Source organism: Pseudonocardia sp. WMMC193 (assembly GCF_021728735.1).
In the GTDB taxonomy this organism is placed as follows: Bacteria; Actinomycetota; Actinomycetes; order Mycobacteriales; family Pseudonocardiaceae; genus Pseudonocardia; species Pseudonocardia oroxyli.
Window position 1 is genome coordinate 5,215,189 of sequence record NZ_JAKKDO010000003.1, and the last position, 24,068, is coordinate 5,239,256.

General features: G+C 73.6%; 27 protein-coding genes. 13 read left to right on the plus strand and 14 right to left on the minus strand.

Annotated elements, in window-relative coordinates:
• From L3X23_RS26795 to L3X23_RS26810, 4 genes are all read left to right on the plus strand, one after another.
• Positions 1-570 carry a type 1 glutamine amidotransferase domain-containing protein gene (locus L3X23_RS26795; RefSeq protein WP_237195540.1) on the plus strand — a complete coding sequence of 190 codons (570 nt, stop codon included), beginning with the start codon at positions 1-3 and terminating at the stop codon, positions 568-570.
• 70 nt (positions 571-640) lie between these two features.
• A complete protein-coding gene (locus tag L3X23_RS26800; RefSeq protein ID WP_237195542.1) occupies positions 641-1,780 on the plus strand; it encodes a hypothetical protein in 1,140 nt (379 codons plus the stop codon).
• Positions 1,777-2,661, plus strand: coding sequence for a helix-turn-helix domain-containing protein (locus tag L3X23_RS36335; RefSeq protein ID WP_237195543.1), 885 nt, complete (start codon positions 1,777-1,779; stop codon positions 2,659-2,661). The genes L3X23_RS26800 and L3X23_RS36335 overlap by 4 nt, the downstream gene beginning before the upstream one ends.
• 155 nt (positions 2,662-2,816) lie before the next feature.
• The gene (locus L3X23_RS26810; protein ID WP_237195544.1) at positions 2,817-3,233 is read left to right on the plus strand and encodes a BLUF domain-containing protein; all 417 of its coding nucleotides are present in this window, start codon (positions 2,817-2,819) and stop codon (positions 3,231-3,233) included.
• Positions 3,234-3,252: 19 nt separating this feature from the next.
• Here L3X23_RS26810 and L3X23_RS26815 read toward each other — a convergent pair whose 3' ends face one another.
• From L3X23_RS26815 to L3X23_RS26850, 8 genes are all read right to left on the minus strand, one after another.
• A complete protein-coding gene (locus L3X23_RS26815) occupies positions 3,253-4,440 on the minus strand; it encodes a PP2C family protein-serine/threonine phosphatase (RefSeq protein ID WP_237195545.1) in 1,188 nt (395 codons plus the stop codon).
• Positions 4,441-4,528: 88 nt separating this feature from the next.
• The gene (locus tag L3X23_RS26820; RefSeq protein ID WP_237195546.1) at positions 4,529-5,302 is read right to left on the minus strand and encodes a GAF and ANTAR domain-containing protein; all 774 of its coding nucleotides are present in this window, start codon (positions 5,300-5,302) and stop codon (positions 4,529-4,531) included.
• A 222-nt stretch (positions 5,303-5,524) separates the two neighbouring features.
• On the minus strand, positions 5,525-5,818 hold the full coding sequence (locus L3X23_RS26825; protein WP_308116944.1) for a WhiB family transcriptional regulator: 294 nt from the start codon (positions 5,816-5,818) through the stop codon (positions 5,525-5,527).
• Between the two features lie 254 nt (positions 5,819-6,072).
• Positions 6,073-6,279: a CsbD family protein gene (locus L3X23_RS26830; RefSeq protein WP_093083485.1), complete on the minus strand. Its 207-nt coding sequence runs from the start codon at positions 6,277-6,279 to the stop codon at positions 6,073-6,075.
• An 83-nt stretch (positions 6,280-6,362) separates the two neighbouring features.
• A complete protein-coding gene (locus tag L3X23_RS26835; RefSeq protein WP_237195547.1) occupies positions 6,363-6,722 on the minus strand; it encodes a hypothetical protein in 360 nt (119 codons plus the stop codon).
• Between the two features lie 28 nt (positions 6,723-6,750).
• Positions 6,751-7,362: an Asp23/Gls24 family envelope stress response protein gene (locus L3X23_RS26840; RefSeq protein WP_237195548.1), complete on the minus strand. Its 612-nt coding sequence runs from the start codon at positions 7,360-7,362 to the stop codon at positions 6,751-6,753.
• Positions 7,359-7,991 (minus strand): RNA polymerase sigma factor, encoded by a 633-nt coding sequence (locus L3X23_RS26845; RefSeq protein ID WP_237195549.1) that lies wholly within the window; start codon positions 7,989-7,991, stop codon positions 7,359-7,361. The genes L3X23_RS26840 and L3X23_RS26845 overlap by 4 nt, the downstream gene beginning before the upstream one ends.
• A 285-nt stretch (positions 7,992-8,276) precedes the next feature.
• Positions 8,277-9,152 carry a CHASE3 domain-containing protein gene (locus tag L3X23_RS26850; RefSeq protein ID WP_237195550.1) on the minus strand — a complete coding sequence of 292 codons (876 nt, stop codon included), beginning with the start codon at positions 9,150-9,152 and terminating at the stop codon, positions 8,277-8,279.
• Between the two features lie 185 nt (positions 9,153-9,337).
• Between L3X23_RS26850 and L3X23_RS26855 the strand changes: the two genes are divergently transcribed.
• The gene (locus L3X23_RS26855; RefSeq protein ID WP_176921309.1) at positions 9,338-9,496 is read left to right on the plus strand and encodes a DUF6307 family protein; all 159 of its coding nucleotides are present in this window, start codon (positions 9,338-9,340) and stop codon (positions 9,494-9,496) included.
• Positions 9,493-9,708 (plus strand): RGCVC family protein, encoded by a 216-nt coding sequence (locus L3X23_RS26860; RefSeq protein ID WP_237195551.1) that lies wholly within the window; start codon positions 9,493-9,495, stop codon positions 9,706-9,708. Before L3X23_RS26855 ends, L3X23_RS26860 begins: the two co-directional genes overlap by 4 nt.
• Before the next feature lie 13 nt (positions 9,709-9,721).
• Here the strand turns inward: L3X23_RS26860 and L3X23_RS26865 are convergent, their stop codons facing one another.
• From L3X23_RS26865 to L3X23_RS26875, 3 genes are all read right to left on the minus strand, one after another.
• Positions 9,722-10,315: a DinB family protein gene (locus tag L3X23_RS26865; RefSeq protein ID WP_237195552.1), complete on the minus strand. Its 594-nt coding sequence runs from the start codon at positions 10,313-10,315 to the stop codon at positions 9,722-9,724.
• 75 nt (positions 10,316-10,390) lie between these two features.
• A complete protein-coding gene (locus tag L3X23_RS26870; RefSeq protein WP_237195553.1) occupies positions 10,391-13,516 on the minus strand; it encodes a BTAD domain-containing putative transcriptional regulator in 3,126 nt (1,041 codons plus the stop codon).
• 13 nt (positions 13,517-13,529) lie between these two features.
• Positions 13,530-13,691 carry a hypothetical protein gene (locus L3X23_RS26875; protein ID WP_237195554.1) on the minus strand — a complete coding sequence of 54 codons (162 nt, stop codon included), beginning with the start codon at positions 13,689-13,691 and terminating at the stop codon, positions 13,530-13,532.
• Between the two features lie 162 nt (positions 13,692-13,853).
• Between L3X23_RS26875 and L3X23_RS26880 the strand changes: the two genes are divergently transcribed.
• Positions 13,854-15,038 carry an FAD-dependent monooxygenase gene (locus L3X23_RS26880; protein ID WP_237195555.1) on the plus strand — a complete coding sequence of 395 codons (1,185 nt, stop codon included), beginning with the start codon at positions 13,854-13,856 and terminating at the stop codon, positions 15,036-15,038.
• A gap of 8 nt (positions 15,039-15,046) precedes the next feature.
• Here L3X23_RS26880 and L3X23_RS26885 read toward each other — a convergent pair whose 3' ends face one another.
• Positions 15,047-15,892, minus strand: coding sequence for a helix-turn-helix transcriptional regulator (locus L3X23_RS26885; RefSeq protein ID WP_237195556.1), 846 nt, complete (start codon positions 15,890-15,892; stop codon positions 15,047-15,049).
• A gap of 101 nt (positions 15,893-15,993) precedes the next feature.
• On the opposite strand from L3X23_RS26885, the gene L3X23_RS26890 reads away from it, so the two are divergent.
• Positions 15,994-16,872 (plus strand): SDR family NAD(P)-dependent oxidoreductase, encoded by an 879-nt coding sequence (locus L3X23_RS26890; RefSeq protein ID WP_237195557.1) that lies wholly within the window; start codon positions 15,994-15,996, stop codon positions 16,870-16,872.
• On the opposite strand, the gene L3X23_RS26895 is transcribed toward L3X23_RS26890, so the two are convergent.
• Both L3X23_RS26895 and L3X23_RS26900 read right to left on the minus strand, forming a co-directional pair.
• The gene (locus L3X23_RS26895) at positions 16,869-17,309 is read right to left on the minus strand and encodes a hypothetical protein (protein ID WP_237195558.1); all 441 of its coding nucleotides are present in this window, start codon (positions 17,307-17,309) and stop codon (positions 16,869-16,871) included. The two genes, L3X23_RS26890 and L3X23_RS26895, sit on opposite strands and share 4 nt — an antisense overlap.
• A 40-nt stretch (positions 17,310-17,349) precedes the next feature.
• Positions 17,350-17,967: a TetR/AcrR family transcriptional regulator gene (locus L3X23_RS26900; RefSeq protein ID WP_237195559.1), complete on the minus strand. Its 618-nt coding sequence runs from the start codon at positions 17,965-17,967 to the stop codon at positions 17,350-17,352.
• 114 nt (positions 17,968-18,081) lie between these two features.
• On the opposite strand from L3X23_RS26900, the gene L3X23_RS26905 reads away from it, so the two are divergent.
• The 5 genes from L3X23_RS26905 to L3X23_RS26925 all read left to right on the plus strand — a co-directional run bounded on the left by L3X23_RS26905 (position 18,082) and on the right by L3X23_RS26925 (position 23,998).
• Positions 18,082-19,605, plus strand: coding sequence for a long-chain fatty acid--CoA ligase (locus L3X23_RS26905; protein ID WP_237195560.1), 1,524 nt, complete (start codon positions 18,082-18,084; stop codon positions 19,603-19,605).
• Positions 19,602-20,591, plus strand: a complete 990-nt coding sequence (locus tag L3X23_RS26910) for an LLM class flavin-dependent oxidoreductase (protein WP_237195561.1) — start codon at positions 19,602-19,604, stop codon at positions 20,589-20,591. The genes L3X23_RS26905 and L3X23_RS26910 overlap by 4 nt, the downstream gene beginning before the upstream one ends.
• A 1-nt stretch (position 20,592) precedes the next feature.
• On the plus strand, positions 20,593-21,348 hold the full coding sequence (locus tag L3X23_RS26915; RefSeq protein WP_093083450.1) for an SDR family NAD(P)-dependent oxidoreductase: 756 nt from the start codon (positions 20,593-20,595) through the stop codon (positions 21,346-21,348).
• 77 nt (positions 21,349-21,425) lie between these two features.
• Positions 21,426-23,348 carry an acetoacetate--CoA ligase gene (locus L3X23_RS26920; RefSeq protein WP_237195562.1) on the plus strand — a complete coding sequence of 641 codons (1,923 nt, stop codon included), beginning with the start codon at positions 21,426-21,428 and terminating at the stop codon, positions 23,346-23,348.
• Positions 23,345-23,998 carry an LLM class flavin-dependent oxidoreductase gene (locus L3X23_RS26925; RefSeq protein ID WP_237195563.1) on the plus strand — a complete coding sequence of 218 codons (654 nt, stop codon included), beginning with the start codon at positions 23,345-23,347 and terminating at the stop codon, positions 23,996-23,998. Before L3X23_RS26920 ends, L3X23_RS26925 begins: the two co-directional genes overlap by 4 nt.
• The last annotated feature ends 70 nt before the right edge of the window (positions 23,999-24,068 follow it).

The window sequence follows — 24,068 nt, forward strand, 5'->3', positions numbered from 1 at the left end:
ATGGCAGGGGAACTGGACGGACGCCGGGTGGCCATCCTGGCCGCCGACGGCGTCGAGCGGGTGGAGCTCGAGCAGCCGCGTCGGGCGCTGGACGACGCGGGTGCCCGCACCGAGGTCGTCTCGATCAAGAGCGGCGAGATCGCGGCCCGCAACAACGATCTGGAGGACGCCGGGACCTTCGGCGTGGACCGGCTGGTCGGGGACGTCTCGGTCGGGGACTACGACGCGCTGCTGCTGCCCGGCGGCACCGTGAACCCGGACAAGCTGCGGATGGAGCCGACCGCGGTCGCGTTCGTCCGGGACTTCGTGCAGTCCGGCAAGCCCGTGGCCTCGATCTGCCACGGCCCGTGGAACTTCGTCGAGGCGGACGTCGCCAGGGGCAGGCGCCTGACCTCCTTCCCGAGCATCCGCACGGACCTGCGCAACGCGGGCGCGGACGTGGTCGACGAGCAGGTCGTCACCGACGGCAACGTCACCACGAGCCGCTCGCCCGACGACCTGCCCGCCTTCTGCGCGCGCATCGTGGCCGAGTTCGCCGGGCAGGCGGCCCGGGCGGGTGGCGGCACATGAGCCGGGACGAGGTGCGGACCGAGTAGGTCCTCGAGGAGGCGCCGCACGGCGACGACGTGCAAGGGGGCACATGGACGACCGAACGCAGGACGGTCCGTCCGGCCGGGTGGACTCCATCCGGCCGGGGCGGCACCGTGACAACCGGGTCCGGGTCGGGCTGTTGGCCGATCCCGGCGCGCCCAGCGATCTCGCCGCCGCGCTGGTGCCGGAGCTGTCCGAGGTGCTCGCCGTCGAGATCGACGACACGACCGCGTGGGTCGTGGACACCGAGACCCGCGAGGTACCGCTGGACGAGCATGGCCTGGTCCCGCTGGAGTCGCTCGCCCGGGAGCACCGCGAGCGCCGGGACTGGGACGTCGTCGTCGTGGTCACCGACCTGCCCCGCCGGATCGGGACGCGGCCCGTCGCGACTGTCCTCAACGAGCGCGCCGGCACCGGCCTGGTCTCGCTGCCCGGGCTGGGGGCGCTGGCGGTGCGCCGGCGTGGGCGCCAGGCCGTCGTGCACCTCGTGCGGGCCCTCACCGGGCACGACCACCATGCCGACGGGGGACGCCCGTCGGACGTGCCCCGGTTGAGCCCACTGCGCCATGTCGGCGCGGACGAGCACACCGACGCCCACCTCGCCCTGGTCGGGCTGCGCGGCAGGTTGCGGCTGCTCGCCGGGATGGTGCGGGACAACCGCCCCTGGCGGCTGGTCCCCCACCTGTCCAGCGCCACCGCGGCGGCCGCCGCGACCGGCGCCTACGCCATCATCACCACCAGCTTCTGGATGATGGCGAGCTCGTTGTCCCCGCTGCGGCTGCTGCTCATCTCCGTGGTGGCGATCGCGGCCATGGCGACCTGGCTGATCACCTACAACCACCTGTGGGACCGGCCACCGGACGAGGACGGGCGGGCGAAGGCGGTCCTCTACAACGCGGCCACCGTGATCACCCTGGTCATCGGGGTGACCTGCATGTACCTGCTCCTCTACCTCGCCGGCCTGCTCGCGGCGCTCGCGTTGATCGATCCCGGCTACTTCTCCTCGCAGCTGCAGCGACCCGCGACGTTCGGCGCTTACCTGAAGCTGGTGTGGCTGGCAAGCTCCGTCGGCATCGTCGCCGGAGCGCTCGGGTCCAGCCTGGAGAGCGAGGAGGCCGTCCGGAACGCGACCTACGGCCGACGGGAGATCGAGCGGCGGCGGCGCGGCCGCGAGGAGAACTCGTCGTGACCAGAGCCTCACCGTGGCCCCCGGGGCGACGCGCGGCGGACTGGTCCCGGGAGGGGGTCGCGGGGTGGGTCCGCTCCCGGCGGGTCTTCGACGTCGACTGCGCCGAGATCGGGACGGTCGGGCAGCTGAACATCCACGGGCCGCGGGAGGTCGGCCGCACGTCCGAGGAGACGGTCTTCGTCAACCTGCAGCTGAGCGGTTCGTGCGTGGGCAGCCAGGGCGGGCGGACCTGCCACGTGCCCGCGGGCTCGTTCGCCCTGTTCGACGCCACGCGCCCGTTCCGTCTCGACTACGCCGAGGACTGGCGGTCGCTGTCCTTCCGGGTCCCGCGCGAGCGGCTGATGGGTCTGGTCCGCAGGCCGGACGACGTCACGGCCCGGACCCACGACGGCACCCGCGCGCTGGGTGCCGTGGTGGCGGGGACGATGCGGTCGATCTGGGGGGTCGTCGAGGAGCTGGGCGACCACGAGGCCCGCGCCGTCAGCGCCGGCTTCCTGACCCTGCTCGCCACGGCCTGCGGTGCCGGGGACGAGGCGCGCGAGACCGGCGGCCGCTCCCTGGCCGCCTCCCTCTACACGGCGGTGTGCACCCACCTGGCGGACAACCTGCAGGGTGGGGACCTCGCCGCGACCCGGGTCGCGGCGCACTTCGGGGTGTCGGTCCGGACCTTGCACAACGCCTTCCGGGACTCCGAGCACACCTACGCCCGCACGGTGATGAGGCTGCGGGTGGACGCCTGCGCCCGCGACCTCGCCGACCCGCAGTGCCGGGAGTCGCTGACCACCCTGGCGGCGAGGTGGGGGTTCTTCGACCTCTCCCACCTGAACCGGGCCTTCCGCGCCCACCGCGGCTGCGCGCCCTCCGACCTGCGGCCCCGCTGAAGAGGTCTGCTGAGCAGGCCGACCGGGCCCGGGCCGTTCGGAGGGTTGGTGCAGGCGGCGAGCGTGTCACGGACCCGGGCAGCCGAGTGCACCGGTGGCCTGCGGCAGAGTGGTCCCGGCCGGACAGGGACGGCGTGACGCGGATGGAGCCCGGTATGACGCACAGCTTGATGTACTCCAGCGCCGCCGCGTTCGCGTTGGACGACCGCGAGGTCGCGGCGCTGCTGGCCGACAGCCGTCGCCGCAACGCCGAGAACGGCGTCACCGGGATGCTGGTCTACATCCGGGTCGACGAGGAGCGGTGCGCGTTCCTGCAGGTGTTGGAGGGGTCGGAGGCGTCCGTCGAGCAGACCTACGCCCGGATCGCGGGCGACGAGCTGCACACGGACCTGACCGTGCTCAGCCGCGGCCCGGTGGCGCAGCGCCGCTTCGCGGGCTGGTCGATGCGGTTCGCCGCGCTGCCGGGCGACGACCTGCTCGACGCGTCCGGCCAGGGCGACGCGGACCCGTTCCGGCTGCTCCGGGACGGTGCGGCGATGGAGCGCGTCCTCGCCGCCCTGGGGTCGGAGTGAGGTCGCGGGCGGGCGGGCCCTAGCCGTGCCAGTCGAGGCAGACGACGGTGGCGTCGTCCCGCAGGTCCCCGCCGGTCGCGGCGAGCACCTCCTCGCCGAGGGTGTAGACGACCTCGCGGGGGTGCCGGTCGGCCGTGCGCGCCAGCAGCGCCCGGACGTCCAGGCGTTCGGCGTTGCGCTCCAGGATCCCGTCCGTGACCAGGACGATCCGGTCCCCCGGGCGCAGGTCGACGGGCTGGGCGGCGAACTCGTGGTGGGGGTAGAGGCCGAAGGGGAGGTCGACCGCCAGGTCGACGGTGGTGACGGCGCCGCCGCGGACCCGGTAGGGCAGCGGGTGCCCGGCGTTGACGATGGCGAGGCGGGCGTGGACCCGGTCCACGCGGACGAGCTGCCCGGTCACGAACTCGCCCGGCCCCGAGGAGGCGACGAGGGCGTCGTTCGCCGAGGCGGCCTGCGCGCGCAGGTCGAGCTGGTGGCGCCTGCCGTTGCGCAGGCTCCCGACCAGCACCGTGGCGAGCAGGGCGGCGGTGACGTCGTGCCCGACGGCGTCGGTGATCGACAGGTGCAGGCTGTCCCGGTCGAGGGCGTAGTCGAAGGTGTCGCCGCCGACCGCGTTGGCGGGCTCCAACCACCCCGAGACGGTGAACTGCCCCGCCTCGCAGGTGTACGCGCTGGGCAGCAACCGGCGCTGGATCTCCGCGGCGAGGGAGAACGGGGCGCTGCGCTGGGCCCACTCGAACAGGTCGGTGTGCCTGCGGGCGCCGACGACGACGTAGGCGAGCGCCCGGGCAGCGGCCGCGACGCTCGCGACGACGGTCGCGTCGGGCGGGTTCGCCGTGCGCACCTCGACGACCCCCATCGTGTCCCCGCGGTCGGTCACCGGCACCACGAGCGTGCTGCCGTCCCGGTCGGACCGCAGATCGGGCCGCTGGGACCGCAGGACCGTCTCGTACACGGTGCCCGCCAGCGGCACGACGGGCACGTCCTCGACACCGCGCTGCTGGACCCGGGCAGCGTTGGCCCCCGTGCCGCCGAACCGGGCCACCGCGCGCCCGCTGAGGTCGGTGATCCAGAACCAGACGTCCGTGGCGGAGAGCATCGCGGCCATCGCGTCGGCCACGACGTCCACCGCCTCGACCGGTGAGGCGGCCTCCGCCCGGTCGAGGAGTTCCCGCAGGTCCAGCGGCGGGACCCGAGGCGACGGCATGGGGCGAGACTAGTGCGGACCGGGTCGCGACACCCGGCGGGGACGTGCCTGTTCCGGCCGTGGAACCCGGGGCCGATTCAGGAGGGCCTCACGGCCCGGTGCGACGGGAGGTGTGCGCCACGATCTCGGCGGCGACGTCCCGGAGCTTCCGGTTCGTGTGCTGCGACTGGGTGCGCAACAGTTCGAAGGCCCCGCCGGAATCGCGGCCGGTCTGGCCCATGATGATCCCGATCGCCTGATCGATCATCGAACGCGAGCTCAGGGCGATCTCGAGGTGGCGGGCCCGGGCTTCGCGCTCGGCCAGTCGGCGCGCCAGGGCGATCGCGCCGGTGGCCTGGTCGGCGAACTTCGTGGCGCGTCGTCGATCGTCCGGGGTGAGGGCGTTCGGAGAACGGCTGTAGAGGTTGAGCGCGCCGACCGACGTGTCCTCGATGGTCAGAGGGATGGACAACGAGGATCCGGCGCCTGCCTGTCGTCCACGACGGGAGTAGGCGGGCCACCGCGTGTCGTGGGCGATGTCATCCACCGCGACGGCCGTCCCGGTGCGCATGGACGTCAGGCAGGGGCCGTCGTCGATGTCGTACTGGATCGCGTCGAGAGCGGTCGCGAGTTCGTCGCTGGTCGCGCCGATCAGCTCCGACGACCGGGTGGCGCTCACCGTCAGCCCGCAGGACAGGGCGTTCTCCACTGTTCCCGACGCCTGTCGCGCCACCTGGGTGAGGAAGGCCTCGACGCCGTCCGCTCCGATCAGCAGCCGCTGCAGCTGGTCCGCCACGTCGCGGGCTCCAGGACCGAGCCTGCCCTCGACCACCGCACGTCCTCCACGCCCGACACCGGTCACCGCGTTGCGAGAACGCGTCATGGGCGCCGCACTGTCGGACGCGGGCTGGGGCCAGATCACGGATGCCGAAGCGACGAGGCAGAACAACCGGTTCCAAGCCTACCCCGCACGAGCCGAGTCGCGGACCTCACGGCCCGTCCGGTTGACTTGGCGGTGGGCCCGACCCCCGACCCGGGCGGGGTACGGGCCAAGGCTGCAGCGGTTGGACCACCAGCCGCTGCAGCCGAACCCTCCCCGGGCGCGTCAGGTCCGGCCGACCCGCCGGTGGGGACGGGTCAGGGACAGGCGCTCGTGCTCGGACAGCCCGCCCCACACCCCGTACGGCTCCTCGGCCGAGAGGGCGTGCCTGCGGCAGGTCTCCAGCACCGGACAGGCCGCACAGATCTGCTTCGCCCGCTGCTCGCGGGCCGTGCGCGAGGGCCCGCGCTCGGCCTCGGGATGGAAGAACAGCGTGCTGTCCATGCCGCGGCAGGCGGCGTGTTTCTGCCACTCCCACTGCTCGAGCAGCGCGGGGGGCAGCCTTCGGGTGTCAGCCACGTCGACCCCCGACCCTGTCGAGCGTCGCGGTGGTCGATCGTCGATTCAGATGTGTCATGTCTCCACCAGCCTGGGAAGCCGGTAGCGGGGCGCTTCCGACAGTAGCCGCCGTGCGGGTCTGAGGACACGTTCGAGCGGCGTACCGGGAGCGGTTCGCCTGTTGCTACATCAGGGGCGCAGGTGGGCCCGACCGGCGGCGCGCGGCGCCCCGTCCGGTGTGGACGGTGCGGTGGTCCGCGCGCCGCTCGGAGGAGCTACTTGCCAAGGGTGTCGCGCACCGTGTCACGGACCTCGGCGCCCGCGTCCTTGACCTTCTCGCCCGCCTGCTTCACGCCGGCCTTGGCCTGGTCGGCCTTGCCCTCGGCCACGAGGTCCTCGTTGCCGGTGGCCTCGCCGACCTTCTCCTTGGCCTTGCCCGCCAGCTCCTGGCCCTTGTTCTGGATCTTGTCCCCGAGTCCCATGATGAGCTCCTTCCTCGATCGTGCGGTCTTCTGTCTGACGCGCCGATCCGGGCGGTCCTCACGCCGTGATTCTGTGAGGTGACTCACTGGGGCTCGGGTCCGGCCGGGAGCATGTCCTCGACGCACACGGTCACGTCGGCGTCCGGGTGCAGGCCGTGGACGGCGCGCCGGACCGCGCGGGCGAGGTCGTCGACCCGGGTGCGGTGGTAGCCGACCACGCCGACCACGACGGTCCCGGCGTCGAGACGGACGCCGAGGACCGGGTCCCGGTCCGGGTGGTCGGTGCGGGTGTGGTCACGGTCGCCGGGGTGCAGCCCGGCCACGAGCGGACAGGCGCGCACGGCGTCGGCGACCGCCGCGGCGGTCCGGTGGGTCGTGTCGGCGCAGGAACCGCCCTCGGGCGGGCCGGGGATGTCGGTGTCGTTCATGTCGGTGTCGTTCACGTCGGTGTCGTTCACGAGGTGTGGGGGATCAGGTCAGGACGTCGTCGATCACGACGGTGACCTGGGCGGGAGTCAGCCCGGTCAGCTCGCGGACGTCCTCGATCACGGCGCGGCGCACCCGGTCGCCGAGCGCGACGAGGTCGGTGCCGAAGTCCGCCGCCAGGGTGATGGTCAGCGCCGCGGTCCGACCCACGACACCGGCCTCGATCTTGGCGGGGGCCCACGGCGGCGCGGCCGGGTCCGCCTCGCCCGGAGCGTCGGCGGGGTCCGGCCGGGAGAGCGCCACCCGGACTCCGGGGACGTGCTCCGCCGCCTCGCGCGCCGCGACGACGACCACTCGCGCGGAGACCAGCGTGGTGCCCTCCGCCGAGATCAGCATCCCGTAGTCGGTGTGGGCGAGGGCCCGCCGCAACCGGCGCAGGGCCTGCTCCACCAGCGTCGCGGGCGCGGTGGGCCGCTCCTCGGTGAGCGCCTGGACCGGAGCCCAGAGCCGCTCGTACTCGGCCAGGGCCGCCCGACAGTGCGGACACCGTTGCTGGTGGGCGTCCTGCGCCGCGCCGTCCGCGACCTGGTCGAGCAGCGCGTCCACGCTGCGCCCGCAGGGCAGTCGCTCGTCGGGCTCCAGATCGTCCTCGGTCATTCCCAGCTCCGTAACTCGCGGAGCAGGGTGCGGCGGGCGCGGTGCAACCGTCCGCGGACGGTGGGTTCGGGGACCTCCAGGATGGACACCACCTCCTGGTAGCCGAGCTCCTCGATCTGGTGGAGCACGAACACCGTCCGCAGGTCCGGCGGCAGCGCGGCGACGGCGTTCATCGCGGCCCGCGCCCGCTGTCGGGCGACCGCCACGTCGTCGGCGCCGTGGCTCGGTGGCGGGTCGTCGTCGAGGACCGGCCGCACCGGCTTGCGGGCCCGGGCCACGGTGATGCAGCGGTTGACGACGACCCGGTACAGCCACGTCGTGAAGGCGCTGGTGCCGGCGAACCCGGCCAGCGCCGTCCACAGCTGGATGACCACGTCCTGCGCGACGTCCTCGGCGTCGTGCGGATCGCCGAGCATCCGCAGGGCGATGCGGTAGATCCGGTCCCGGTGTCGGCGGACCAGCACCTCGTAGGCGTCGACGTCTCCGCTCGTGACCTTGGCGATGAGCCAGGCGTCCGCCTGCGCGTCCAGCCCGTCCCGGGACGGCCGGGGGGTCCGTCCTGCGGAGGGCTCGACCACCCGGTCCGTGGGCGGCGTCGCCAGCACGACCTCGGCCTCGCCGTTCGGCATCGCCGCGGACCTAGCGAGCACGTGCCCAACGGGCCCTGGCCCGGTCGGGTGTGGGTCTCTGCGTCACGTCCCGGAACCTGCCTCGACGAGTTCGCACGGTCACCGCCTCCCGCGCCGCCCGCGGCGCTGTCCCACCCGACCGTCCACATCGGTGGCCGGGCCGTCGACACTCTGACGCGACCGTCGGATTCCCGCTCGTCGATCATGGTTCACCCCCGAGGACCTCGGCCCTTCGCACACACCCCGAGGGACGGGGCGGGACGACGTTCCTCACAGCGATGTGACTCATGACACATTCCGTCGACGATCCTCGCCCGAGGCGGGCTCGCCGACGTCGAGGAGGTGGATCTCCCGTTCGAGCTCGCCCAGCGTGTCCCGCTTCGCGGGCGGCGGCGCGGGGACCGGACCGCCCGCACGCAGCACGCGCACGGTGTCGGTCAGTCGGTCCACCCGCCGCAGGATCCCGTTGCGGTGCAGGTACCAGGCCAGGAAGCGCATCAGCAGCGCGGCGACGAGGGCGACGGCGACCGACACGTAGTCGCGGACGCGGATGGCGTTGATCTCGGCGATCCGGTCGTCGAGCAGGCGGCGCTCGTCGTCCTGCATCCCGCCGACGGCGGCCCGGATGTCGTCCATCAGACCCTTGCCGTGGGTGAGGTCCGGGCGGATCTCGGCGTCGGTGTCCCCGCCCGCGGCGACGACGGACCGTTGCCGGTCGAGATCGGCCAGCTGCCGCTCGGCCAGCTCCCGCAGCCCGTCGAGCCTGCGGAGCTTGTCCACGCGGGGCTTCTCGCCCGGCTCCGCCGAGGCGAGCTCGGTCAGCCGGGTCAGCACACCCGGCAGCTCCGCGGTCGCCTGGTCGAACGGCTGCAGGAACTCGACCTGGCGGGTGAGCTGGTAGCCGCGCACCCCGGTCTCGGCGTCCACCATCACGGTGGTCAGCTCGCTGAGCGCCGCGGTCATCTCGAACTTGCGCTGGATGTCGGTCTCGATGTCGACGCGCTGGAGGTTGCCGGTGAGCGCCAGGCACGCCGAGACGACGACCGCGACCAGGGGCAACCCGACGGTGATCCGACCCTGGGTGCGCACCGGGATCCGGTTCCAGAGCCCGAGGCCCGCCTGCACCGCACGGGTCGTTGCACTGCGAAAGGTCCCGGGCACGTCGGCAGCGTACGGAGGTCGGGTCGCGGCGGCACCCGCAACGCGTCGCCGAAGTGCGCGGGTGCCCGGTGCGGCGAGTAGGGTCCGCGACACCGGGAGCATTGCAGCATGTGGGCGTTCGGCCCGCGTCGTCTCCGGAGATCGCCCAGTCCGAGCCGCCGCGCTCGGGGGACGGATGTACCGACATGACGTCGGCCCCGCTCGTCATCACCGGCTACGACCGCAGGCTCGCCATGGTCGTCAGCGCGATCCGGGCGGGCTCGGACCTGTCCGAGGACGCCGCGCGCGTCCTGGCCGTCCGCGTGCTCGCCGCGCTCGACCACATTCCCGAGATCATCCGATGAGCGGGGTGAACGGCTCCGCGGCCCCCGCCGCGGTGGACCCGGTGCCGTCGACGTCCGCCGAGCCGACCGGCCAGGCGGACGAGGGACGGTGTCGCGCGTGCCCGCACCCGTGGGCCGAGCACGGCGCGCTGGACGCCCGCTTCTGCGACGCCACGTTCGCCCACTCGCACGACCGCGGCTGCATCTGTCGCCCGGTCGCGCGGCGCGCCTGAGCGGCGCGAGTCCTCACGCCAGCAGCGTGCCGGGGGTGGGCTCGTAGGGGGTGAAGAAGTCGCTCGCGGGCATCCCGGCCAGGGTGAGGGCCAGCGTCGGGACCGAGACCCCGTCGATCTGCTCGCGGAGGATGTCCGCGTGACCGGCGTGGCGCGCCCACTCCTCCACGAGGTGCACCAGGTAGTAGCGGGTGTGGATGGGGCGGGCGTCGAAGATCCCGTGCCACGGGGCGGGCGGGGCGACCGTCACCGCCGACGGGTCGCTCTTCGCGATCGCGGCCAGCAGCTCGGCCCGGAGCCGGTCGAACTCTTCGAGCGTGTCCGCGACCGTCTCGTCGTCGCGGACGACGAAGCTGTCGTTGAACTCGGCGAACGCCGCGGCGTCGAAGGGCTGCTCGGTGACCTCGGTCTCCAGCCGGGTCAACGCGCCCCGGATGCACCAGGCCGCGTGCTTGACGAGCCCCCCGACGGACAGCGTGCTGCGGCAGGGCGTCGCGCGCGCCTGCTCCTCGGTGAGACCGAACGCGGCGGCCCGCAGGGCCGTGAGCTGCTCGTCGACGTAGTTCACGAGACCGGTGACCTCGTCGTGCCGGGCGGGTGCGTACATGGGTGCCTCCTGGGCTGTGCCGTGCTGACGGAGACGACCCTGCCGGACCCAGCGGTCAGTTCCTGTCCGCTTTCCTCACGCGGGCCGCAGCGCGCGCTGGAGCAGCGCGCGGGCGTTCTGCGCGCGGGCGACCTCCACCGCTCGGGCGCGCTCGGCGGCCACCTCGGACGCCGGGCGCCCGAGCCGCTCCCGGGCCGCGGCCCGCAGGCGGTGCAGCGCGGAGTCCCAGAAGACGTCGCCGGAGGCCGCGGACTCGGACAGGGCGCGGGTGAGCAGCTCCTCGGCCTCGGTGGCGGCCTCGGGCGCGTGTGCGTGGAGCAGCACGTCGGCCAGGAGCCCGAGGTGGTAGGGGCGCATCAGCATCGTCGGCTGGTCGGGCAGGGCCGCGATCGCCTCGCGCACCGCGTCGATGGGCCCCGTGCCGCGGCGGGCGTGGGCCCAGGCCAGGGTGATGCGCAGGTACATCAGCACGGGGCCGAGCCCGGCGTCCTCGGCCACCGCGACCGCCGCCTCGCCGTGCAGGACGGCCGCCTCGACGTCGTCGAGCACGCTGTAGGCCGTGGCCAGCTCGCCCTCCACGTTGGCCAGCACGGCCGGGTCGCTCGACGCGCGCAGCGGCGCCACGGCGGCGCGCAGCTCGCCCGCCTCGTCCCACCGGCCTGCCAGCGCGAACGCCACCAGCCGCCAGGGGCGGATGCCCTCCACCGGCACGGTCAGCAGGTTCACCGGCATGGACCCGACGTGCTCGACGAACCCGTCGGCGACCCCGAGGGAGTCGACGGCGTCGTCCGGGCGGCCGGTGAACAGCGCGATCATGCCGCGCGCGTAGTGGCCGCCCAGCGACATGAGCGGGTCGTCGTCGGCCGCGCCCCGCGCCACCATCTCCTCGCCCGCGGCCGCCGCGCTCACGAAGTCGCAGTTGAACAGGCCCGCCGAGTACTCGCCCTGCAGGCCCGCGAGCAGGTCCAGGTTGGACCCGAGCCTGCGCACCAGCTCGGTCATCCGCTGCCGCATCGCGGAGTAGCCGGGGAAGTTCGCGTGGTAGGACAGCGTGTACAACGCGGCCAGCCGGGTGCGGGCCACCATCTCGACCCGGTCGCCCCGCTCGGGCGGGAGCCGGGACGCGAGCTCGATCGCCTTCAGGAGCAGCGCCTCCGAGGCCGAGTAGCTGCCGCGCCGGTGGGCGGCGTCCGAGGCCGCGACGCAGACCTCCCCGGCGCGGACGATGTCCTCCTCGCCGCCCGCGGACGCGAGATGGTGCACGAGATGGTCGGCGTCGGTGCCCGACCGGGCCGACAGTGCCGCCGCGATGCGCCCGTGCAGCCTGCGCCGCCGGGCGGGCCCGATGTCCTCGAGCAGGGTCTGCTGCATCAGCGCGTGGAAGAACCGGTGCCTGCCGGGTGCCCCCGGCTCGGAGGCGAGCATCCCGGTCGCGGTGGCGCGGTCCACCGCCTCGTCGACGACCGCCTCGTCGAGCCCGCTCGCCTCCCGCAGCAGGTCCAGGTCGAACGTGCGGCCGACGACGGCGGCCGTGCGCAGCACCGTCTGGTCGTCGGTGGACAGCCGCTGCACCCGCCGCAGGATCACCCCGCGGACGCTCTCCGGGACGTCCGTGCTCGGCTCGCCGTCGGTGTCCAGCAGGCTCACGATCTCCCCGACGAAGAAGGGGTTCCCGCCGGTGCGTTCGACGAGCGCGTCGGCGGTGGCGTCGTCGAGCGTGGTGCCGGTGCGGTCCGCGACGTAGTCCCGCACCGCTTCCGGTCCCAGGCCGGGCAGGTCGACGCGGGTGGTCCGGCCGCCGCGGGCGAGGGCCGCGAGCAGCTCGGACCCCTTCGGGCCGCCGTCGTCCGCGACCGAGCGCAGCGTCAGCACCACGGCGAGCCCCGGCTGCGCGCCGTGCGTGACCAGGTACTCCACGAACCGCCTGCTCGCGGCGTCCGCCCAGTGCAGGTCCTCCAGCAGCACCAGCAGGCGGTGCGTTCCCGCGAGCTCGGCGAGGAACGCGAGGATCCCGTCGAACAGGTGCACCTCGAGCGAGCCCTGGGGGACGCGGGGCGGCTCGGGTCCGGCGACCAGGTCGGGATCGAGGGCCAGCACCGCCGCGCCCCGGCCCCGCGCCGCCGCGGCCGCGGTCTCCGCCCCCACCGCGGCCACGACGTCTCGCAGGACCTGCACCCACGGCCAGAGCGGCGGCGATCCCTCGTGCTCCCAGCTGCGCCCCCACGCCACGACGACGTCCGGTTCCGCGGTGCTCGCGAGCTCGTCGAGCAGCCGGGTCTTGCCGATCCCCGGCTCGCCCACCAGCGCGGCGACGGTCGTCTGCGGGGAGCTCCAGGCCCGCTCGACCACCTCCCGGACGCGGCCGAGCTCGGCCGCGCGGCCGACCATGCGCGGGGCCGAGGGGCCCGCGGCGCGGATCGGCGCCGGAGCCTGCGCGGGCGCCGCGACGGGTGCCGCGGTGTGGTCGAGCGCCGGATCCTGGCGCAGCATCTGTTCGTGCAGCGTCTGCAGGGCGCGGGAGGGATCGGTGCCGAGCTCCTCGGCCAGCGCGGCACGGAGCCTGCGGTACACGGCCAGGGCGTCGGCGTGGCGGTCCGACCGGTACAGCGCGAGCATCAGCGCGCCCTGCAGGGACTCGCGCAGCGGCTCGGCCGCGACCCTCGCGCGCAGCCGCTCGACCAGCAGCGCGTGCCTGCCCTGGGCGAGGTCGACCTGGATCCCCACCTCCTCGACGCGCGACCGGAGCCCGTGCAGGCGGGTCGCCTCGACCCGGGCGAACTCGGAGACCACGTCGGCGTACGGCTCGCCCTTCCACAGCTGCGTCGCCGCCTGCGCCGACCGCTGGGCGGCCGCCAGGTCGCCGGCGAGGAACGCCTGGTCGGCGGCGATGACGGCGCGCTCGAAGGCCACGGCGTCGACCGAACCCGGGTCGACGTCGAGCCGGTAGCCCGGCGCGGCCGTCGCCAGGACGTCGTCGGGGCGCAGGGCGGCCCGCAGGCGGGACAGGTAGGCGTGCACCGTCGGGAGCGGGTTGCCGGGGGCGCGGCCGTCCCAGACCCGGTCCACGAGGGTGTCCACGGAGACGATCCGACCGACGTCGACGAGCAGGGCGGCCAGGACCACCCGCCGCCGGGCCGGGCCGAGCTCGACCGCCCGGCCGTCGCGGCTCGCCTGCAGCGGGCCGAGGACCGCGAACCTCACGCGCGCTCCCTGCTCATCCGGGGGACCCCGGCGGGTCCGCCTCCTGCTCTGCGTCGGGTTCGGCGTCCGGGACGTTATCCGGGTCCGCCGTGCCCAGCGCGATGGCGATGCGCTGGGCGGCGGTCAGTGCCGCAGGCCCGGTCGGCGCCGTCGGCTCGGTCCGCGGGTCGTCCACCGGTCGCTCCTCGAGGGCTCGGGGGCGGCACTGCACCGCGCCCACTGTCGACCAGGCTGTCCGGACCCCCTTGTGCCCGGCTTGTCGGGCGCTTGCGCGGCCCACCGATGAGTTGCGGGGCGCAACGGGGTCCTACTCTCGTCGAGCCGATGAGGAGGGCCAGTGAGCGGGATCGAGATCGTGGTGGCGGGGGCGAGCATCGCGGGGCCCGCGCTCGCGCACTGGCTGTCCCGGCGGGGAGCCGAGGTGACGGTGGTCGAGCGGGCGCCGCGGCTGCGGCCCGGCGGGCAGGCGGTCGACGCGCGCGGGGTGGCCAAGGAGGTCATCCGCCGGATGGGGTTGGACGCGCAGGTGCGGGCGGCCTGCACCGACACCGCGGGTGCGTACACGGTGGACGCGGACGGCACCGTGCTCGAGACCTTCCGCGCGGACGACGACGGGGGCGACGGGTACGTCTCCGAGATCGAGATCCTGCGCGGGGACCTGTCGCGGGTGCTCTACGAGGACACCCGGGACACCGTCGAGTACGTCTTCGGGGACCGGATCGCCGAGCTCACCCAGGACGCGGACGGCGTGGACGTCCTGTTCGAGGGCGGGGACCGGCGGCGCGTCGACCTCGTGATCGGCGCGGACGGCCTGCACTCGGGGCTGCGCGCGGCGGTGTTCGGGCCGCGCGAGCGGTTCGTCCGCCACCTGGGGATGGTGCTCGCCTTCTACACCGTGCCGAACGAGTTCGGCCTGGACCGGTGGCTGATCGACTACCAGGACGCGGGCCGCTCGGCGGGGCTGCGGCCCGTCGGCGACACCGCGAGGGCCATCGCGATGCTCTCCTTCCCGGCGGCGGACTTCACGGTGGACCATCGGGACGTCGAGGCCCAGAAGCGGTTGCTGCGCGACCGCATGGCGGGCTTCGGCTGGGAGACCCCGCGCATCCTGTCCCACCTGGACGCGGCCCCCGACTTCTACCTCGACCAGGTCGCCCAGGTGGTGATGGACCGCTGGTCGAGCGGCCGGGTGGGCCTCGTGGGCGACGCGGCGTTCTGCTCCTCGCCGATGTCCGGGCAGGGCACCGGCCTGGCCCTGGTCGGCGCGTACCTGCTGGCCGGGGAGCTGGCCGCGGCCGAGTGGGACCCGGAGAAGGGGTTCGCGGCCTTCGAGGCCCGGATGCGCGCGTTCGTCGAGGCCAACCAGGAGATCGGTCGGCTGCACGTCCAGCAGATCCTGGGCGCGGCGCCGGAGGAGGAGCCCGACATGGAGGCGCTCATGGCCCTGGCCGACCGCGCGATCAACGGCATCGACCTGCCCGACTACGGCGGGGTACCGGACCGCGGGCCGCGCCCCGCCTGAGCGCGCCCTCAGGGCGCGAGGGACTGGGTGCCGAGGACGAGCGCGAGGGCCAACCGGTCGGCGTCCGCCGTCCCGGGTTCCGCGGTGTAGACGGAGATCCGTAGGTCGTCGCCCGCGACGAGCAGGGTGTCGCAGTCCAGCGTGAGCGGCCCCACGGAGGGATGGTCGATCGTCTTGCGGCGCGTGGGCTCGGGTACGGCCGGTGGCGTGTCGGCCGCCCAGAGCTCGGCGAAGCGCGGGCTGCCCGCGACGAGCTCGGCGACGAGCGCGCGCAGGGCCCGGTCCGCGGGGTAGCGCGAGGCGGTCAGGCGCAGGTCGGCGACCAGCCGCACCTCGTGCTCCGCCTGTTCCCGGGGTTCGTGGCGCACGCGCGTCGGTCGGCGGGTCACGTTGCGCCACACGGCGTTGCGTTCCAGGCCCCGCCAGGTCGTGGTGTCACCCATGAGCGCGTCGTAGGGGGCGTTGGCGAGCACCAGGGTCCAGCTCGCGTCGTACACCACGACCGGGGTGTGGGACAGCCGGTCGACGAGGCGGTGGACGCTGGGGGCCAGCCGCGTCGGCACGACGTCCGGGCCGGGCGCGGCGTGCCCGGCCAGCCGGTAGAGCAGGCCGCGTTCGGCGTCGGCGAGGCGCAGCGCGCGGGCCAGCGCCTCCACGACCTGCGCCGACGGAGCCGTCGCCCGGCCCTGCTCGAGCCGGGTCAGGTAGTCGGTCGAGATCCCGGCGAGCCCGGCCAGCTCCTCGCGACGCAGCCCGGTGGCCCGCCGCCGCACGCCGGCGGGCAGCCCGACGGCCTCGGGCGACACCCGGTCGCGCCAACGGCGCACCGCGCTCCCGAACTCCCACGTCGTCACGGGTCCAGTGTGCGCCCGCCCGTCCGGCCCGTCCTGGTCCTGTCGGTCCTACGACGACCGGACGACTGCCTGACCTCCGACGATCCGCGCAGGGTGGGGTCATGACCGTCCTGCTGACCGGCCCCACCCGCAACCTCGGCCGCCACGCCGCGCTCGCGCTGGCCCGCCGCGGAACCGACCTGCTGCTGGTCGGCCGCGCGGGCGCCGACCTCACCGCCGTCGCCCGCGAGGTCCGGGCGCTCGGCGCGCGCGTCCACGAGATCGGCTGCGACCTCGCTCGCCTGTCGGACGTCCGGGCGGCGGCCGCGACCGTCCGCGACCTGATCGGGTCCGGGGCGGTCGGGCCGCTGCGCGCGCTCGTCGGGAACGCGGGCGTGATGTCGGCCGACACCCGTCGGGCCTCCGCCGAGGGCTACGAGCTCACCTTCGCCGTCAACTTCCTCGCGCACGCGCAGCTGATCGGCGGGCTGACCGACGTCTTCGCCACCCCCGCCCGGATCGTGCTGCTCGGCTCGAACACCTACTACGAGAACGGCTGGCGGCGGCTGCTCCACGTGCCCGCCGCCGAGTGGGCGGACCCGGTCGAGCTCGCCCGCCCGGGTCTGACCAGCTCCGGGGTCGCCTACTCGAACGCCAAGCTGGCGATCCTCTACTACGCCCACGAGCTGCAGCGACACCTTCCCGACGGGATCGGGGTGGCGGTGTTCGAACCGGGCTGGATGCCCGGCACCGCGCTCGGCCGGGACGCACCCGCAGGCCTCCGCACGGTCATGCGGGCGATCGCGCGGATCCCCGGGGTCTCCACGCCGGAGCGCTCGGGGCCCCTGCTCGCCGACGTGGCTCTCGACGACCGGTGGGCCGGTCTGCGCGACGGTGCCTTCGTGCTGCGGGACGAGGTGCGGCCGGTGCAGCCGTTCGCCCACGACCGCGCCCGCGAGCGCAGGCTGTGGGAGGCGACGGCCGAGCTGATCGCCGGTTAGGCCGCTTCCCGGACCACGCCGACCGCCCCGCGCAGGCCGACGCAGCCCACACAACCGACGCAGCCCACACAACCGACGCAGCCCACACAGTCGACGCAGCCCACGCACCCGACGCACGCCACGCAGCGCCTGCAGAACACGCTGCCGACGCAGGCGACGCAGTTCAGCAGACCCACGCTGAGCACGGTCAGCACGCTGGCCAGGACGAGGACGCCGCCCGCCGTCGCGACGCTGCCCGCGACCCCGGCGCTGCCTGCCGTCGCGACGCTGCCGGAGACCGCGGCGCTGCCCGCGGTGGCCACGCTGCCCGCCACCGCGACGCTCCCGCCGACGCCCACGCTGCCTGCCACGGCCACGCTGTCGGTCACCCCGGTGCTGCCGGCCACTGCCAGGCCCGGGCCGGTCGACGAGGTCTTCATGGTCGCCGAGGTCTGCATGGTCGCCGAGCATGCCGGCCCACGGTCCGGCGGACGAGCCTCAGTCGACGAGTTTCGGGAGCAGCTCCTGGCAGCCGACGCGCAGCTCGTCGAGCGCGGTGGCCGAGCCCGCGAGGTGGCGGAGCAGGGCCTGCTGGAACAGCCCGTCGAACAGCGCGTAGGCGGCGGAGGGGGTGCAGGTGGGACGGCGGCCGCCGAGCTCGGCGTAGGCGACGACCAGCCGCCAGATCATCTCCTGCAGGCCGCCGTCGATGTCCTCGACGTCCGCCCGGAAGGACTCCTCGAACATCGACTGGGTGCGCAGGTCGTACCAGAGCCGGTGCATCAGCGGTGCCTCGGCGAGGGTCGCGGCGAGCCCGCGGCCGCAGGCCTCCGCCAGCTCCTCGACCGTCGCCGCCGCCGACACGAGCCCGTCGTAGCGCTGCACGCAGTCCGCCTTGTACTGCCGGACGCAGTAGGTGATCAGCTCGTTCTTGTCGGCGAAGTAGTAGTGCAGCAAGCCGTGCGAGAACGCGGTGTTGTCCGCGATCGTGCGCAGGCTGGTGCGGGCGTAGCCGAGGTCGGCCAGGGTCAGCAGCGCGGCGTCGGCGAGCTCTCGGCGGCGGTCCTCGAACTTGTCGGCACGAGACCGCAACCGCGCGGCGGCGGAGCTTGGCATGCCCCGACGATAGGCACTTTCTGACCATTCGTCCAAGAGAATCTTGACAATCGTCCAAGAACGGGCCACGGTCGTGACCGTCATCACCACGCTGGCGAAGATCGAGAGACGACGATGTCGCTGACCTTCTATCTGGACAAGGGCGCCTCGCTGGATCCCGGCGCGCCGTGTCTGACCCTCGACGGGGACTCGCTGTCCTACGGCGAGGTCGTCGCGCTGTCCCACGCCGTGGCGCGCGCTTTGCGGCGGTCGGGCGTACGCCCGGGCGACAAGGTCGGGATCCTGTCCGCGAACGATCCGACGGCGTTCTCGTGCGTGTTCGGCATCGCCCGGTCGGGCGCGGTGTGGTGCCCGATCAACCCGCGCAACGCGGCGGCGGAGAACGCCGAGCTGCTGGACCTGTTCGACTGTGTCGCCCTGATCCACCAACCGGCGTTCGACGGGCTGGTCGACGAGATCGCCCCGACGCTCCCGAAGCTCACGACCCGGGTCCGCCTCGGTGCGGAGTTCGACGCGTGGCTGGCCGCGGCCGCGGACGACCCGGCGGCGGAGGCGGACCAGCCGGACGGCGTCGTGGCCCTGGTCGGCACCGGGGGGACCACCGGTCGGCCGAAGGGCGTCATGCTCACCGACCGCAACCTCGAGGCGATGTCGGCGATCACGCTGATGAGCTACCCCTTCGAGGGGCGCCCGGTCTACCTCGCCCAGGCCCCGTTGACGCACGCCGCCGGGGTGCTCTGCTTCCCGATCATGGCGCGCGGCGGCGCGGTCGTGATCATGGCGAAGCCGGACGTCGGGCGGTTCCTGGAGCTGATCGAGCGGCACCGGGTCACCCACACCTTCCTGCCGCCCACGCTGATCTACATGATCCTCGGCCACCCCGCGTTGGACGGCACGGACCTGACGTCCCTGCAGTGCTTCTGGTACGGCGCGGCGCCGATGTCGGCGGCCCGGCTGGCCGAGGCGCTCGAGCGCATCGGGCCCATGGCGCAGCTCTTCGGGCAGTCCGAGGCGCCCATGATGATCTCCACGATGTCGCCCGCCGAGCACCGCCTGGCCGACGGGTCGATCGCGCAGGCGCGGCTCTCGTCGGCCGGTCGGCCGTCACCGCTGGTCACGGTCGCGATCCTCGACCCCGAGGGCCGGCCGGTGCCGCGGGGGGAGCGGGGGGAGATCTGCGTGCGCGGCTCGCTGGTCATGGCGGGCTACTACCGCAACCCGGAGGCCACCGCGGAGGCGTCGGCACACGGCTGGCACCACACCGGCGACATCGGGTTCCTGGACGCCGACGGGTTCCTCTACATCGTGGACCGGGCCAAGGACATGGTGATCACCGGCGGGTTCAACGTGTACTCCGCCGAGGTCGAGCAGGCCCTGATGGCGCACCCGGGTGTCCGGGACTGCGCGGTGATCGGCCTGCCCGACGAGAAGTGGGGCGAACGGGTCGTCGCGGTGGTCCAGCCCCAGCCGGGCACCGACATCGACGTGGCGGAGCTGACCGCGTTCGTCAAGGACCGCATCGGAAGCGTCAAGGCGCCCAAACAGATCGAGATCTGGGCCGATCTCCCCCGTTCCACCATCGGCAAGGTCCTCAAGACAGAGATCCGCTCCGAGCTGGCCAAGGAGGCCACCGCATGAAACTCGCCCTCTACCTGCCGAACTTCCGCGACAAGGTGACGTTGCAAGAGCTCGAGGAGCTCACCGCCCTCGCCGAGGAGCTCGAGTTCGACTCCGTCTGGACGCTCGACCGGATCGTCGTCCCGGAGTCGTCGGACCGGATGGAGATGGAGTACTCCTTCGGGATGATGGAGGGGCTGCCCAAGGCGCTCCCCGTGTCCTCGCGCGGCGAGTGGTTCCAGGGCTACCCGCTGATCCCGTGGCTCGCCGCGAAGACCAGCAAGGTGCGGATCGGCATGAGCATCATCGACACGCCCTACCGCGCGCCGGGCGTGCTGGCCACCGAGCTCGCCACGATCGACCACCTCTCGCAGGGGCGGCTGAACGTCGGCGTCGGGTCCGGCTGGATGCCCGAGGAGTTCGCCGCCGCGAGCGCCGCGCACATCTTCCCGAAGCGGCACAAGCACGTGCGCGAGACGATCGAGGTGATGCAGGGCATCTGGAACAACGAGGTCTTCTCCTACCACGGGGAGTTCGCGGACTTCGAGAGCTGCGGCTTCGGCATCAAGCCGCTGCAGGACCCGCTGCCGATCTTCTTCTCGGGGCTCAAGGACCCGGCCCGGGCCGCCAAGCGGGTCAGCAAGTACGACCTCAAGGGCTGGATCGGGATCCAGGACTCCCCGGAGGACATCGCCACCTGGCGCGGCGGGATCGAGCGTGAGCTCGAGGCGATCGGCAGCCAGCGCAAGATCGGCGACCTCGAGATCAGCAGCATGATCTGGACGGTCATCACGGACGTCGACCTGGACGACTCGCCCGCGGGCAAGGTCACCAACCTGCTGGCGGGCAGCGAGCGCCAGATCACCGACAAGCTCAAGGCGTACAAGGAGGCCGGCACGACGATGCCCATGTTCTGGCCGCCGTTCGCCGACGTCCCCGTCTCCAAGACGCTGGACGACCTCAAGCGGATCAAGAACGACATCATGCCGAAGGTGGAGGCCTCCTGACATGGCAGAGCTCGACGGTAAGAGGGTCTTCGTCACCGGTTCCGGGGCGGGGATCGGCAAGGCCATCGCGACGCTGTTCACCGAGCGCGGTGCGCGCGTCGTGGTCAGCGACATCAACGCGGACACGGCCAAGGCGACGGCGGACGAGATCGGCGCCGTGGGCGTCGCGAACTGCGACGTGACGGACGAGGCGCAGGTTCAGAACGCGGTGGCCGAGGCGGTGGGGCTGCTCGGCGGGCTGGACGTGCTCGTCAACAACGCGGGCATCGAGATCTCCTCGCCGCTGCTGCAGCAGTCCACGGAGAGCTTCGAGCGGATCCACGCCGTCAACGTGCGCGGGCCGTTCGTCGCGATGAAGGCCGCGATCGGTCACCTGATCGAGTCGAAGGGCAACGTCGTCAACATCGCGTCGATCGCGGGTATCGGCGGCAGCCCGCTGCTGGGCTCGTACTGCGCCTCGAAGGCCGCGCTGATCCAGATGACCCGGGTCGCGGCCGTCGAGATGCGGCCGACGGGCGTGCGGTTCAACGCCGTGTGCCCCGGCTTCGCGGACACGGCGATGGTCGAGCGGCTCGTCCCGGACTTCGAGGCGGCCACCCAGGTGCCCTTCGGCGACCTGGTCGCGCAGAAGCAGGGCAGGCTGGGCACGCCGCAGGACATCGCCGAGGTGGCGGCGTTCCTGGCCTCCGACCGCGCCTCCTGGGTCACGGGCAGCGCCTACGTGCTCGACGGCGGGCTCACGGCCTCGCTCGTCTGACCTGCGGCTCCGCCGCCCGTGCGTGGTAAGTGGTGCTCTGGCACCACTTACCACTCACGACCACGAACAGGAGTGGGATGACGCTCTGGCGCCCGACGGCGGCCCGGATCGAGGGGTCCGCACTGCGCGAGTACCTGGACTGGCTCGCGGAGCGCGAAGGGCGGCCGTTCGCAGACCACGACGCGCTGTGGGCCTGGTCGGTCGCCGACCTCGACCGCTTCTGGACGTCCATCGTGGACTACTACGGCGTCGGGTTCTCCGCTCCCTGGTCGGAGGTCCGCACCCCGGACCCGATGCCGCGCACCCGGTGGTTCACCGGGGCGCGGCTGAACTGGGCCGAGCAGGCCCTGCGCCGGGGTGCGGACACCGACGTCGCGCTGCTGTGCGTGCGGGAGGGCGGCGCGCCGCCGCGAGACGTCACCTGGGCCGCGCTGCGGCGGTCGGTCGCGGCCCTCGCGGCCTGGCTGCGCGCAGTGGGGGTGCGGCCGGGGGACCGGGTCTGCGCCTACCTGCCGAACACCGAACACGCGGTGATCGGCCTGCTCGCGACCGCGGCCGTCGGGGCGGTGTGGTCCTGCTGCCCCCCGGACTTCGGCGCCGAGGGCACCATCGGCCGGCTCGCGCAGCTGGAGCCGACCGTGCTCATCGCGGCGGACGGCTACCACTGGAACGGCCGCGTGGTCGACCGGGCGGACGTCGTCGCGACGCTGCGGGACCGGCTGCCGACGGTGCGGGCGTTCGTGCACGTCCCGTACGCGTTCGTGCGCCCTGCCCCGCCCGACTCCGTGGCGTGGGCGGATGTCGTCTCCGGGGACGCGGCGCCGGAGTTCGCCCAGGTCGAGTTCTCGCACCCGCTCTGGGTGCTCTTCACCTCCGGCACCACCGGCCTCCCCAAGGGCCTCGTGCACGGCCACGGCGGGATCGCGCTCCAAGGTCACCTGTGGGCGGGTCTCTACGCGGGGCTCCGCGAGGGTGAGCGGATGTTCGCGTTCACCTCGACCGGCTGGGCGCTGTGGAACATGCAGCTCGGCGCGCTGCTGCACGGCGCGAGCATCGTGCTGTACGAGGGCAGCCCGCGGGGCAGCGCCGTCTGGGAGACGGCCGCCCGCACCGGCACGGACGTGATGCTGCTGGGCGCGGCGGTGGTGACGGCCTCCACCACCGAGCCCGGCCTGGACTTCGGCCGGTTGCGCCACGTGATGGTCAGCGGCTCGGCCCTGCCCGCGGCGGGCTACCACTGGATCAGGGACAACATCGGCGCGGACGTGCGGATCGACTCCACCAGCGGCGGCACGGACGTCTCCGGCTCGTTCGTCGGAGCGAACGAGTACGCGCCGGTGCAGGTGGGCCGGATCGGCGGCCGACTGGCCGGTGTGGACTGCGCGGCCTGGTCCGAGGAGGGCGAGCCCGTCGTGGACGAGGTGGGGGACCTCGTCGTCACCCAGCCGATGCCGTCGATGCCGGTCTCGCTGTGGAACGACCCGGACTTCGCGCGGTACACCGAGACGTACTTCGACACCTGGCCCGGAGTGTGGCGCCACGGTGACTTCGTCACGCTGCACGCGGACGGCAGCCTGACCATCCACGGCCGGTCGGACTCCACGCTGAACCGGCAGGGCGTGCGGCTGGGCACCGCGGACTTCTACGACGTCCTCGAGACGCTGCCCGAGATCAGCGAGTCGCTGGTGGTCGGCGTCGACCAGCCGGACGACGGCTACTGGCTGGGTCTGTTCGTCGTCCCGGCCCCGGGGGTGACCCTGGACTCCGCGCTGAAGGACACGATCGTCTCGACGCTGCGCGCCCGGCTCACCGCGCGCCACGTCCCGGACGAGATCGTCGAGGCCCCGGCCGTGCCGCACACGTTGAGCGGCAAGAAGATGGAGGTCCCCGTCAAGAAGCTGCTCGCCGGGCGGGCGCTGGAGAAGGCCGCCAACATCGCCTCGGTCGACGATCCGGACGCGTTGCGCTGGTACGCGGACTTCGCCGCGTCCCGCCGATGAGGGTCGGCGCCTACCTGGCCCACCTGGGCCCCGGCGCGCCCTTCCCCGTGGTCGACCGGGCACGCCTGCTGGTCGACGCCGGCTTCGAGAGCCTGTGGATCCCGCAGATCATCGGGCGGGCCGGCTTCGTGCCCGACCCCTTCGTCGCCCTGGCCGCCGCAGCGGTCGCGGTGCCGGGGGTCGAGGTCGGTACGGCGACCCTCCAGGTCCCCCTGCACCATCCCGCCGAGCTCGCCCACAAGATCCGCTCGTTGCAGGCGGTGGCGGGGGAGCGGCTGACCCTGGGGGTCAGCCCGGGTTCGACGGAGGCCGACCACGCCTTGCTGGGCAAGGACTTCGCCGCGCGGTTCCGCACCCTCGACGCGCAGGTGGACGACCTGCGGGCGCTCGGCGTGCCGCTGCTGCTCGGCTCGTGGGGCAGGAACGTGGAGAAGGCCGCGCGGCGCTACGACGGCTGGATCGCCTCCGCCCACCGCACCTCCCCGGCCCAGATCGTCGAAGCCCTGGCCCGCTTCCGCGCCGCGGGCGGCGGGCGCGCCGTCGTGACCGCCGTGTCCGATGCCGCCGATCTCGAGGTCTACGCCGACGCGGGCTTCGACGACGCGATCATGGTGTTCGAGCCGGGGCGGGTTCCGGTGCGGCCGGACTAGCATGTGTCTCCCGATCCGGTGGTGGCGGATCGGGAGACACGCCCTCGCATCGGCCCTCCTGCGGGGGGAT